This is a genomic window from Flavobacterium piscisymbiosum, from assembly GCF_020905295.1.
Classification (GTDB): Bacteria; Bacteroidota; Bacteroidia; order Flavobacteriales; family Flavobacteriaceae; genus Flavobacterium; species Flavobacterium piscisymbiosum.
Map to the genome: position 1 here is coordinate 3,895,453 of NZ_JAJJMM010000001.1, position 11,744 is coordinate 3,907,196.

An 11,744-nucleotide genomic window follows, 5' to 3' on the forward strand; every position below is an offset into this window, starting at 1 on the left:
AAGGTTACACAAAAAATAATTTTTAAAAATGGAAAAATTTGTAATTAACAAAAATGCAAATGGAGAATATCAATTTGATTTTATAGATAATAATGACGAAATTATCTTGAGTAGTGGAGAATATACCAGAAAATACATGTGTATAAAAGGAGTTGAATCTGTAAAACTCAATTCGCAGGACAACACCAAATTTAATAGAAAGACATCCCGAACCAACAAAAGATATTTTAATATAAAAGCTTTTAACGGAAAAATTATTGCAATAAGTAAAATGTTCGAAGATAAACTTTCGTGCGATTTAGAAATAGAATCATTTATAGCAAAGGCACCAAATGCTTTAATCGAAGACCGTACAAATAATAAAAAAGAACCTAAGATTTACAGTAGGGCAGTGGCCGAAGTAAATTGATAATAAAACGAAAAAACAAACTGCCAAAACTCTTATAAATGCGAAATTCATCAAGATAAAATGAACAGAAAAACGATCTCAATTATTAGCTACCTAACGATTATTGGCTGGGTGATTTCCTTTATTGTTTACCATAATGGCGGCAGATCTTCATTTGCCCAATATCATCTCAAACAATCTTTTGGTCTGGGAATTTTTGGTGCAGTATTAAGTATGCTTTTTATTCCGGTAATTGCGACAGATCCTGTAATGTCAACGTTATTTTCAATTTTAATTTTTGGAATTTTGATCGTTCTGATTGTTGGAGTTGTAAATGCTTTTCACCAAAAAAGAAAACCAATACCTCTTATAGGAATTATGTTTGTTGATCGATTTAATTTTATAAAATATTAATTTTATTTAGTTTTCAAGGCTACAATTTTTTAAATGAAAACTAATATCTAAGACCGCTTTTTGCGGTCTTATTTTTTATAACAAAATGTTGTTTCTTTTTTTGAGTTTGAAAAAATAAAAGTCTTATTGTAATGATTATATGTCTTATTGAGACCATTATTACTCTTGGATTAAAATACTTTTAGGTTTGTTTTTCAAGTTTTTTTTGAAAAAATAAATTTAAAGTTGTAAAAAATGACATTAAAAAAAACGAAAGTTTTAGTACGTGATCCTAGAGGACTTTTTAATAAAATATTTAAAAAAGACCTTACTCATGAATTTGAACTTACAGATAATTCTTTCCTGACTGAAAATAAGAACATAAATGATTTCGACCGTTTCATATTTGTGATATACAATAAGTTAGAGTTAAGTGATTTTTTGAAATTAGAAAAAAAGGATCCAATATTTTGGTATGTCTCTTCAGTAAACGTTTGTGCAGAGACTTATCTTTTATGGAAGAAATTAATGATCTTATTGTTTTGGATAGTTATAAAACACGAAAAACAATTATTAAAGACTTAAAACTACATCTTAAAAACACTTCCGGATTTAAGAAACAAGCTGCAGAATTCGATTCTCCAAATTCATATCAAAACCAAACCCAGTCTCATGGTTTTTTTAAGACGGTGTTTTTGTTTGTATGATTATAAATCGATAAGGAAATAATAAAAAAGGCAAAGCTTACTTTACTGTTTTTTTATGCCAAATAAAGATTTGTTTTTTGAAATACGAACTCAAAACACTTCGTTTTTGTAATCACGCCAATAAGGTTCATAAGGACTATGATTCTTACACTTGGGCGCTTAAATGTTAATAATCCTGTTATTTTTTGGAAGTCTTTGGGCTAAACTGCTCGATTTTTCGTACCTTAAAAATTCTAACAAATAAAAACAATGATGACAAAATTACGAATTTCATTAATCAACATTCACGGACTCTTGAAAGGTTCAGGTTTAGAGATTGGTAGAGATGCTGATAATGGCGGACAAACAAAATATGTATACGAGCTCGCTGAGTTCTTATCGCAACATGAAAATGTAGAACATGTTCATATATTTACAAGGTTAATTGATGATAAAGATCTTTCTCCTGAATATGCAGTTCCTATCGAAATCATTAATGATAAATTAGACATAAGGCGTATTCCTTTTTTAGGAAAAAAATACAAGCCAAAAGAACAATTATGGGACGGTTTAGACACTTTTGTAAACGGAATCGTCCAACACATTAAACTTCATGATATATTTCCAAACTGGATTCACTCTCATTACGGAGACGCCGGATATGTAGCCAGTGAATTATCTACTATTCTAAATATTCCTTTCGCACATACCGGGCATTCGCTGGGTTTTCATAAAAAAAATAAATTACTCGAAAGTGGTTTGAGCGAAGAAGAAATTGAAAAGAAATATAAGTTCAAACAAAGAATAGCTGCCGAAGAAAAAACATTAGAATTAGCTGAATTCATTGTTACATCGACAGAACAGGAAATTGAAACCTATAAACCCTACAAAAATTTTGAATTAGGTAAATACCACGCCATTTCTCCGGGAATTGATACTAGCAAATTTGTTCCTTATTATCACAGAGAACAGGATGCTGATAAGCAAATGGAAGAGGAGCAGAGGAAATACTGGGTATCTGAAACCATTTCTAAATTTTTAATAAATCCGCATAAACCTTTTATTCTGGCGCTTTCGAGGCCTGATCGCCATAAAAACCTTCATACCTTGATTGAAGTTTATGGTAAAGACAAAGAACTGCAAAGCATTGCCAATCTGGTGATTTTTGCCGGAATCAGAAAAGATATTTCGAAAATGCCGGAATCTGAAAAAGATGTGCTGACAGATTTATTACTATTAATGGATAAATATGATTTGTACGGAAAAATGGCCATTCCGAAGAAACATGACGTCGAAAATGAGGTTTCGATTATCTATCGCTATGCAGCCGAAAAAAGAGGTGTTTTTGTGAATTTAGCTTTGCATGAAAACTTCGGATTAACCGTAATTGAATCGGCAAGTTCAGGTTTACCTGTTGTGGTAACCAAGAACGGCGGACCATCAGAAATTATTCCGACTTGCCAAAACGGAGAATTAGTAGATCCGCTGGACGAAAACGAAATCAAAAAAGCATTGCGAAATATCTTAACCAATGAAAATCAATGGAAATATTACTCGAATAACGGAGCGATAAATATTCAGAAACATTACAGCTGGTTAAGTCACGTAAACCAATATGTAGATTTGGTCAATGAAAACTTATCGTTGTCGTCCGGTTCAGGAATCAAAAAACAGCATTATCCTAATATCAATATCGAACGATTAAAACGTAAGGTAGAACATTTGTTTGTTTCAGACATCGACGGTACATTAATAGAACCAAAATTAAACAATCCCGGCTTAAAAGAACTCAAAGAACATTTGATCAATCGTACCGATAAAATGGCATTCGCACTGGCATCCGGACGAAATTTAGCATTGGTAAAACAAGTTATCGACGAAGAACAATTTCCTTTGCCGGATTTTATTATCTGCTCTGTAGGAACCGAAATTTATTATACAAATGGTAAAGATTATATTTTAGACAAAGGCTGGGCTAAATTTTTGGCCGGTCGGTGGAAAAGAGAAGATATTGTCAGCCGTTTGAAAGAAGTTCCGTGGTTACGATTGCAGGAAGAAGAAGCACAAAATCCTTATAAAATATCCTATTATTATGATAAAGAAAAATACGATCACGAGCAATTAATCACCGTTTTAGGCGCTGGATGGTACAAAGTAAATATCATCCCGAGTCATGGTGAATTTCTTGATTTTATCCCTAAAAGAGCCTCAAAAGGAAATGCCATTAAATTTTTATGTCGTAAATGGTCTATTCCTTTATCGAATGTTATTGCGGCAGGAGATTCAGGAAACGATATCGATATGTTCAGAGGTGCTGTAAAAGGAATCATCGTAGGAAATCGTAGTGTTGAATTGGCTGATTATGAAACCACAAAAAGTATTTATGTGGCCAAAGATTCAGCTTCTTCGGGTATTTTAGAAGGATTAAAACATTATAAAATAATAAAATAAATAACAGATGTTGGTTATTCTTTAGATATCCGGATGATCGTTGTTATTAGAAAGTTTCAAAGGAACGATTTATATTGTAGCAAGGGATTTAATGCCTTGAAATGTGGAATTTCGACAAAGATTGGCGATTTTGTTTGCGGTCCTTCGACTTCGCTCAGGATGACAAAAATGACACAATAAGTTAAATAATAAAATAGGTTAAATATGTATTCAGGTTCAGGATTTAGTAATTGGGAAATAGGAGACGTTGATGTGTTTATAGATGAAAGCGGAGTGCATCATTTATTTCATCTTATTATTCCCAATCACGATTATATTGCGCATGCAGTATCAAAAGATGGTCTTTCTTGGAAAAGAGTAAAAAATGCTTTGTTTGTAGGCGATCCCGGCGAATGGGATGATGATATGTTATGGACAATGCATGTGAGTAAAAACTCTGACGGAGAAGGATACGAAATGTATTATACCGGTTTAAAGCGCAAAGACAAAGGAGTTACACAAAAAGTAGGAAGAGCAGTTTCGCCGGATTTGATTCACTGGACAAAAGACAATCAGTATGGTTTACCGCTAAAAAGTGATGCTCCGTATTATGAAAGCCGGGATAATAATCCGCGTGAATGGCTGAGTTTTCGGGATCCTTATAAATACCAGTTCGAAGGAGAAGATTATTTACTTATTTGCGCCCGAAGCGCAGTAGGACCAACCTATAGAAGAGGTTGCATTGGTGTAGCAAAACGAGAAGAAAAAGGTTTTGTACTGCAAAAACCATTGCATGTAGCTTACGTTTATGATGATATCGAATGTCCTTGTGTGGTAGAAATAAAAGGGATGCATTATTTGCTTGGTTCCATTCGCGAAGACATCAAAGTGCGGTATTGGTTTTCTCCGGATTTTAAAGGAGAATATCACGCTTTTCATAATAATGTTTTAATGCCACAAGGCAATTATGCAGCAAGAATTGTAAAAGAAGGTGAATATTATTTGATTTATAATTTTTATTTCGTTGGAGGAAATGTCAACACTCTTCGTGTAATTCCGCCGCCTAAACAACTGGATGTTGATAGTAACGGACGATTATTATTAAAAACCTATCATCATTGGAGAACACTTTACCAAAGAACCATTCACCAAAGAAACTTGCCCATTCCGGTGCCTATTTTAGGAAATCCGTCGGCAAATTTTGAGGTAGAAAATGAAAATAAATGGAGAATTGGCTGTCGAAGCGGATACGAAGTTTTTTGCTTTGATAAACCTTCGGAAAATTTTGTCTGGGAAGGAACGCTGGCCGTCGAAGGAATGGGGAAAACCGGTTTTGTGATCGAATGTGACGAACAGGGAACAGCCTATTATATCTCAATTGATTTTGTAAATGGTTTTGTGCAGTTTAGAGCCTGGGGATTTAATGAAAAAGATGTGAAAAATAATTTTGTTTTCGAAAATCTTCAAACCAATCAGTTTGAAATTGTAGACAATAAAGAAATCTATTTTAAGATTATTCGTTACGGAAACTATTATGAACTTTCGATCAATGAAATCGTCAAACTCACATTGTTAGACTATAAATACAGCGAAGGTAAAATTGGTGTTTACGTATGTTCGGCAATTGTTTCTTTAAGCGATTCAAAAATTCATGTCATTCCAGAACCGGAAAACGAATATGCAACCGCAGATCCTAATAAAGCAATTGATGAGTATAATAAAATTGCCCAGTAGTTTAATTATTATCGATAGTAATTCAAACTATTGTGAATTACTATCGATAATGCTTTGCACGCTTTTTATGAAAGTTTCGGTATTGTCCATTTCATTCTGAATATAGATATCATAATGGTGAAGTTTAAATTGTTCCAGCATATCTTTTTTAAGATATTTTATCATAGATTCAAGACTTCGGGTATCGTTTTCGTTTTGTCTTTTTAATTCACGTTGTTTGCTTTCCAGGTAAGCTAAAGTTCTTTTTAATCTTAGTACATTAATATTGTCCAAACTTAATATTCTTAAAATTTAATAAAAATAACGATAATCAGGAATAAGATAAAATTCAATATTTTTCCAAAAACGTACCAGTGAATTGAATTTATCTTATTACAAGACTATCGTTTCAGGTAATTACGTAAAAATTGAATTTTTAGTTTTGAAATATAAGGCAAAAAATTAAAAAAAATAGACGGATTTACATGTTTTTTTAGATAACCGTTTGAAAGACTATTGTTTATAGGTGTAAATTGTAAGAAGATTTCACTTCTTTTTTATTTTAAAACTTTTCAAATAGTAAATAAATTGATTTGATTTTTTCAATTTTAAAGAAAAAAAAATAAACAAAAAAGCTGCGTTTTTCCTGAAAAGAAAGACACAGCTTTTTTATATTAAATAGTGACAGATTATTTTACGACTGTTGCTTCCAGTTCAACTTTTAAAGTTTCAAAAAGACTTTTTACTTCCAGTAAAGTTGTAGCTTGTTTCATACCATGTTTCGCCACCCAATCCTGAATAAGATTAAAATGTGGCCAAAGTTCATCAGTCGCGGTAGTGTAGATATTCAACCGAACAATTCCGCTGCATTCATATCCGGCTTCGGTAATTACATGATCCAGATTTTGCAATGCCAGTTTTATTTGCGATTCCATGTTTTCGTTGCTGGAAATCCCGTCTGCACTTATTGCCGTTTGTCCTGAAACATAAAGTGTTCCCTGCGGATTTTTTACTTCAACTGCTTGTACGTAACTGCGTTGATTTTGCCATTCCCAAGGATTAAATTCTCTTTTTTCCATTTGTTTTCCTTTTTTCGTTTGTGCCAATACAGGCATCGTAGTTAATAATAGTAATACTAAAAGGCTTGCCGTTTTTTTCACGATTACAGTTTAAAATTGTAATACAAAATTGAGCATAACGGCTGGAAAGTACTCGTGACATTTTTCACGATTTTGATGTGAGAATTGTCACATCAGGAAGATAAGCGACTTAGTGTTTCGCGCGAAACTCCTAAATACGAGGCAATAAGACTTTTAGGAACACGCTGCAGGAGCGAAGGATATTGTTTTAATAATTGGTTGTAACGTTCTTTAGAGTTAGAAGTCTGCCAGGAAATAATGCGACGTTGAGATCCCAGAAAACCAAAAGTGGCTTTCTCCAGAAAAAAGCGCTCCATTTTCTGTAAACCGTTACATAGGTTTTTATAATCTTCAAACGAGCAGCAAAGCACTTCAGTATCTTCAAGGCATTCTAATGACATTGTAGCTTCAGTTTGGGTAAAAAAGGCGTAGTAATCACTTTCCCACCAATCTTCCATAGCAAAAGAAACAACATGCTGCTTTGCTTTTTCATCAGTATAAACCAATTTTAAAAGTCCCGAAATGATAAAATAAGAATGCTTGACAGGATTGCCTTCCTGAATAAGAAACTGATGTTTTTTAAATTTTTTGGCAGTAAAATGAGAAGACACAAAAGCAAACTCTTCATCTGTAAGAGGAATTATTTTCTCGATATGTTCTCTAAGTTGATTGTGCATAGTAGCATCCAAAGTTATTGAAATTTTAATAGAAGAGAAGCTTTTATTAGCGATATCAATTTTGCGATTAGCATAAAATATAAGAAAATTAAATTTAAGAAGTAGATAACGATTTAATAAAATTAATAACAATTTCTTAAACTTTTGTTTATTACTGTGTTGATAAATAATGTTTTATAAAGCTGTTTTAGGAACATTATTAACGAATTAATATTTATATTTGAGAATGAATCTGAGTCAAATAATTTAAAATATTTACAAATGGATAAAGCTATAAAACTAAAAGTTCGTAAGGAGTTGGATAGTCAACAACAGTTGAATATTATTAAATTAAAGGGTAGTTTAATCTCTAAAGGTTATACCGAAATTATTCATATCCTGGATCAGGATGATGAATTTCATATCAACTCTTTCGCAACTCCTTCTGAAACTACAAATGAAGTCCAGGAATTTATCAAAGCATTTATCTACAAAGAAAATTTGGCAGATACCATAACAATTTTCAGATAATAATAGCATTATCGTCTGAAGAATTAAAACTCTGCATTTTATTACACTTCTAAAATTTTAATCTTATTTTAAACATAGTCCAAGGTTTCAACCTTGGGTTATGTGTTTTTAGAACCCAATTCTCCAAGCCCCAACGGTCGAAATCGTTGCCAATCTTACAGCTGTATTTTAACTCAAAATTAATTTGGCAAAAACGTGTTTTTAATTCACTTATGTTATTAATGGTGTTTATGTTAATTCATTATTAAAAATGTAATTTCGTTACATTATACTTCTTTTTATAAAGATAATCATATCTTTACGTCAGATTTTGGTCTGTTTTCTTTAGAAAAATAAAAGAAAATAGTTAAAAGGGAATCAGGTGCAAATCCTGAGCAGACCCGCTACTGTAAGTTCTATATAAGTCTTTAAACGTTACTAATGCCATTGTTCGCCACGGTGAATGAGAAGGTTGTTTAAAGATGGAACAAGTCAGGAGACCTGCCATAATCACATAGTTTAAGACTTTCGTGGAATAAAGTCGAACAACAAGAATTGACCTGCTATTGCATAGTGGGATTCTCTCTTTTTGCTTTTTGATTACTACATCCGCGAAGTTTATTTAATTAAATCAGTGATGTATAATACAAAAAAATTACTCTTATTCTTTTTCTTATTTCTTATTCCGTATTTGCTTCATTCGCAAGTATCTAATGACAGTTTGCGTGTTTTAAAAGAAGTTATTTTAAAAGGTAAACCGTATCAGGAAGTAATTCCCGTACAAAGTCTTTCAGGAAAATTACTGGAGAATTTAGCGAGCCATAATGTTGCCGATGCATTGAGATATTTTGCCGGAATCCAAATTAAGGATTATGGAGGTCTCGGCGGACTTAAAACGGTCGATGTACGTAATATGGGTACACATCATGTAGGTGTTTTTTACGATGGTATTCAGTTGGGTAACGCGCAAAACGGAGTCACAGATCTGGGTAAATATTCCCTGGATGACATGGAATCCCTAACATTATACAACGGACAGAAAAGTGAAATTTTTCAGTCGGCAAAAGACTTTTCAGCCGCCTCGACCATTTATTTAAGAACAAAACGTCCTGTTTTTGTTGGCGATAAAAAAACAAATTTACTGGTAAGGTTTAAAACCATGTCCATCAATTATTTTGATCCTTCTTTTAGATGGGAACAAAAACTGAGCGATAAAGTCAGCATGAACGTAAGTTCAGAATACATCAAATCAAACGGACAATACAAATTTAGATACAAAAGAAATAATCTCGACGGATCTGTAGCCTACGATACCACTGCCACCAGACACAATAGCGATATAGAAGCTTTACGATTTGAATCCGGACTTTACGGAAAAATCAATAACGGTTCCTGGGATGCCAAAGTGTATTATTATGATTCTGACAGAGGAGCTCCGGGAGCGATTGTCGAGAATAAATTTTCTGATGGTTTCAGACAATACGATAAGAATTTTTTCGCACAAGGAACTTTCATTAAAGATTTTACAAAAAGATATAAGTTTCAGGCCAAAGCAAAATATGCTTACGATTACACGCATTATGTAGCAAGAGATACTACCAATATTTTAGGTGAAACCGTAACCGAAGGCGCACAATCTGATGATAGTTATTACCAGCAGGAATATTATGTATCGGCAGTAAACATGTACAGTATAGTATCGAACTGGGATGTTTCGCTATCTACAGATTTTCAGTACAACAGATTAAATGCAACCAGAAAAGGAATAAATACTCAGTTTTCTTTTCCGCAGCGTTATACAGCATTATTTTCTTTGGCAAGTTCGTACAGATATGGTGGTTTTAAAGCTTTGGGAAGTGTTGTGGGAACTTATGTTCAGGAAGAAGTGCGCTACAATGCAAAAGCCCCTGATAAAAAAGAATTTACACCTGCTTTATTTTTAGGTTACACACCTTTTAAGGAATACGATTTTAATGTAAGAGCATTTGCAAAACGTATTTTCAGAATGCCCACTTTTAATGATTTGTATTATACAATGGTTGGTTCGAGTACGTTGAGACCTGAATATATGAATCAGTACGATATTGGTTTTACTTATAATGTGCTTGTAAATAAAGGATTCTTCGATAAAATATCTTTTCAGGTTGATGGCTATTATACCAATACCAAAGACAAAATATTAGCAGCGCCTACAGGAAATTTATTTCGCTGGATGATGACCAATATGGGGCAGGTAAAAGGACAAGGAATAGAATCTGTCGTGAATATAGGCATGCACATTGGCAAAGTAAACTTAACCACAAATCTTACTTATACCTTTTCTGAAAACAGGGATTACACCAAATTTGGCGGTCTGGAATTATCATCTTACGGAGACCAGATCCCTTATACGCCATGGCATAGCGGATCAGGAATATTAAATGCTGAATACGAAACCTGGAACTTCAATTACAGTTTTGTATACGTAGGAAAACGATACAATGGCAATGTTAATAATATAAAAGTCAACGAAGTTCAGCCTTGGTATACACACGATTTGGCAGTGCAGAAATCATTTGCATTTCAGCATTATAAAATGAAAGGCGCAATAGAACTTAACAATGTCTTCGATCAGCAATACGAGGTAATTTACAATTATCCTATGCCGGGTCGTACAATGAAATTTATAATAAGTATCGAGCTATGAAAAAGATCACAACAAAATTAGTCCTCGGTTTATTGATAACCCTTGCTTTTGTTTCCTGTAGGGAAGAGGAAACGATTTTTCCGTCTTCGGATAAAAGTGTAGCTGCGCCAAGAAGCGACGGTAAAATAGAGGGATTTTATCTTCTTAATGAAGGTAATATGGGAATGAACAGAGCCAGTATTGATGTATTCAATTACAGGACAGGAAATTATACCACCGATATTTATTCAGAACGAAACCCAACAGTTGTAAAAGAATTGGGTGATGTTGGAAACGATATTCAAATCTACGGCAACAAGGTTTATGCGGTAATTAATGTTTCGAACAAAGTAGAAGTTATTGATAAATGGACGGCAAAACGCATCAAAAAAATAGACATTCCCAATTGTAGATATGTGGCTTTCTATAAAGATAAAGCTTATGTAAGTTCTTACGCAGGTCCTGTGGCGATTGACCCCAATGCCGAAATAGGTTTTGTGGCAGAAATCGATACGACATCATTAGAAATAAAAAGAAAAGTAAATGTGGGTTATCAGCCCGAACAAATGGTGGTACACAACGGGAAACTTTACGTTGCCAATTCCGGAGGTTACAGGGTTCCCAACTACGACAGAACCGTATCTGTAATCGATCTTGAAACTTTTACCGAAATAAAAAAGATAGATGTTGGTATCAATCTTTACAGTATGGAAATCGACAGCAGGGGAGATATTTATGTGAGTTCCAGAGGAGATTATTACAACATTCCTTCGAATCTTTTTGTGATTGATACTAAAACTGATGAGAAAAAAATGCAGCTCGATATGCCGGTTTTAGGAATGTGTCTCGTTGACGATTTGCTCTATTATTACAGTGTATCATGGAGTTACCTCACCAATAGTAATAAGGTGACCTACGGAATATTAGATACAAAAACGAAGAAAGTAATAAGCGATAAGATTATTACAGACGGTACCGAGAAACAAATTATGATTCCGTACGGACTTCAGATAAATCCTGAAACAAAGGAAATTTATATTACCGATGCACAAAATTATGTGGTAACAGGCTACATCTATTGCTTTACGCCCGAAGGCAAACTAAAATGGAAAACTACCGCCGGGAATATTCCTGCACATATTGCTTTTATAACTAAAAATTAAA

11 protein-coding genes and 1 riboswitch are annotated in these 11,744 nt (G+C 33.4%); of the genes, 8 read left to right on the forward strand and 3 right to left on the reverse strand.

Features of this window, described 5'->3' with window-relative positions; genetic code table 11:
* Positions 1–28 precede the first annotated feature (28 nt).
* The 5 genes from LNP81_RS16845 (at position 29) to LNP81_RS16865 (ending at position 5,631) form a co-directional block, all read left to right on the forward strand.
* Complete coding sequence (locus LNP81_RS16845) at positions 29–409, forward strand: YegP family protein (protein WP_230037826.1); 381 nt, start codon at positions 29–31, stop codon at positions 407–409.
* 60 nt (positions 410–469) lie between these two features.
* Positions 470–802 carry a DUF4870 domain-containing protein gene (locus LNP81_RS16850; RefSeq protein ID WP_230037828.1) on the forward strand — a complete coding sequence of 111 codons (333 nt, stop codon included), beginning with the start codon at positions 470–472 and terminating at the stop codon, positions 800–802.
* A 234-nt stretch (positions 803–1,036) separates the two neighbouring features.
* Positions 1,037–1,366 (forward strand): hypothetical protein, encoded by a 330-nt coding sequence (locus LNP81_RS16855; RefSeq protein ID WP_230037830.1) that lies wholly within the window; start codon positions 1,037–1,039, stop codon positions 1,364–1,366.
* A gap of 371 nt (positions 1,367–1,737) precedes the next feature.
* Positions 1,738–3,918 carry an HAD-IIB family hydrolase gene (locus LNP81_RS16860; protein ID WP_230037832.1) on the forward strand — a complete coding sequence of 727 codons (2,181 nt, stop codon included), beginning with the start codon at positions 1,738–1,740 and terminating at the stop codon, positions 3,916–3,918.
* Between the two features lie 204 nt (positions 3,919–4,122).
* Entirely contained in the window at positions 4,123–5,631 is a 1,509-nt protein-coding gene (locus tag LNP81_RS16865) for a glycoside hydrolase family protein (protein ID WP_230037834.1), read from the forward strand.
* A 27-nt stretch (positions 5,632–5,658) separates the two neighbouring features.
* On the opposite strand, the gene LNP81_RS16870 is transcribed toward LNP81_RS16865, so the two are convergent.
* From LNP81_RS16870 to LNP81_RS16880, 3 genes are all read right to left on the reverse strand, one after another.
* Positions 5,659–5,904: a hypothetical protein gene (locus tag LNP81_RS16870; RefSeq protein ID WP_230037836.1), complete on the reverse strand. Its 246-nt coding sequence runs from the start codon at positions 5,902–5,904 to the stop codon at positions 5,659–5,661.
* Between the two features lie 395 nt (positions 5,905–6,299).
* Entirely contained in the window at positions 6,300–6,689 is a 390-nt protein-coding gene (locus LNP81_RS16875) for a RidA family protein (protein ID WP_230040921.1), read from the reverse strand.
* Positions 6,690–6,862: 173 nt separating this feature from the next.
* Complete coding sequence (locus LNP81_RS16880; RefSeq protein ID WP_230040922.1) at positions 6,863–7,426, reverse strand: Crp/Fnr family transcriptional regulator; 564 nt, start codon at positions 7,424–7,426, stop codon at positions 6,863–6,865.
* A gap of 261 nt (positions 7,427–7,687) precedes the next feature.
* Here LNP81_RS16880 and LNP81_RS16885 point away from each other — a divergent pair, with 261 nt between their 5' ends.
* From LNP81_RS16885 to LNP81_RS16895, 3 genes are all read left to right on the forward strand, one after another.
* Positions 7,688–7,936 carry a hypothetical protein gene (locus LNP81_RS16885; protein WP_065449787.1) on the forward strand — a complete coding sequence of 83 codons (249 nt, stop codon included), beginning with the start codon at positions 7,688–7,690 and terminating at the stop codon, positions 7,934–7,936.
* A 294-nt stretch (positions 7,937–8,230) separates the two neighbouring features.
* A riboswitch (cobalamin riboswitch) is annotated at positions 8,231–8,438 on the forward strand.
* 114 nt (positions 8,439–8,552) lie between these two features.
* Complete coding sequence (locus tag LNP81_RS16890; RefSeq protein WP_230037838.1) at positions 8,553–10,601, forward strand: TonB-dependent receptor; 2,049 nt, start codon at positions 8,553–8,555, stop codon at positions 10,599–10,601.
* Positions 10,598–11,743 (forward strand): beta-propeller fold lactonase family protein, encoded by a 1,146-nt coding sequence (locus LNP81_RS16895; protein WP_230037840.1) that lies wholly within the window; start codon positions 10,598–10,600, stop codon positions 11,741–11,743. Before LNP81_RS16890 ends, LNP81_RS16895 begins: the two co-directional genes overlap by 4 nt.
* Position 11,744: the final 1 nt, after the last annotated feature.

Excerpts from the sequence above, each read along its gene's own strand:
- LNP81_RS16875 (WP_230040921.1), bottom strand. The coding sequence starts at position 6,689 with ATGGAAAAAAGAGAATTTAATCCTTGGGAATGGCAAAATCAACGCAGT.
- LNP81_RS16860 (WP_230037832.1), top strand. The coding sequence starts at position 1,738 with ATGATGACAAAATTACGAATTTCATTAATCAACATTCACGGACTCTTG.
- LNP81_RS16850 (WP_230037828.1), top strand. The coding sequence starts at position 470 with ATGAACAGAAAAACGATCTCAATTATTAGCTACCTAACGATTATTGGC.
- LNP81_RS16855 (WP_230037830.1), top strand. The coding sequence starts at position 1,037 with ATGACATTAAAAAAAACGAAAGTTTTAGTACGTGATCCTAGAGGACTT.
- LNP81_RS16865 (WP_230037834.1), top strand. The coding sequence starts at position 4,123 with ATGTATTCAGGTTCAGGATTTAGTAATTGGGAAATAGGAGACGTTGAT.
- LNP81_RS16845 (WP_230037826.1), top strand. The coding sequence starts at position 29 with ATGGAAAAATTTGTAATTAACAAAAATGCAAATGGAGAATATCAATTT.
- LNP81_RS16890 (WP_230037838.1), top strand. The coding sequence starts at position 8,553 with ATGTATAATACAAAAAAATTACTCTTATTCTTTTTCTTATTTCTTATT.
- LNP81_RS16885 (WP_065449787.1), top strand. The coding sequence starts at position 7,688 with ATGGATAAAGCTATAAAACTAAAAGTTCGTAAGGAGTTGGATAGTCAA.
- LNP81_RS16895 (WP_230037840.1), top strand. The coding sequence starts at position 10,598 with ATGAAAAAGATCACAACAAAATTAGTCCTCGGTTTATTGATAACCCTT.
- LNP81_RS16880 (WP_230040922.1), bottom strand. The coding sequence starts at position 7,426 with ATGCACAATCAACTTAGAGAACATATCGAGAAAATAATTCCTCTTACA.